Annotated in this window: 1 rRNA gene; it reads right to left on the bottom strand. The window is 55.6% G+C overall.

The features are described 5' to 3' along the window. Positions 1-216, bottom strand: a 23S ribosomal RNA gene (locus ADL08_RS15120); the annotation flags it as partial.

Below are 216 nucleotides of genomic sequence, written 5' to 3'. Positions count from 1 at the left end.
TGTTCGGACTCGCTTTCGCTACGGCTTCCCCACACGGGTTAACCTCGCAACACACCGCAAACTCGCAGGCTCATTCTTCAAAAGGCACGCAGTCACGAGACACAAGCAAGCTTGTGTCCGACGCTCCCACGGCTTGTAGGCACACGGTTTCAGGTACTATTTCACTCCGCTCCCGCGGTACTTTTCACCATTCCCTCACGGTACTATCCGCTATCG

Source organism: Streptomyces sp. NRRL F-6492 (assembly GCF_001280125.1).
GTDB lineage: Bacteria > Actinomycetota > Actinomycetes > Streptomycetales > Streptomycetaceae > Streptomyces.
The sequence above is the reverse complement of the archived record's forward strand: the minus strand, read 5'-3'. Positions and strand labels throughout refer to the sequence as shown.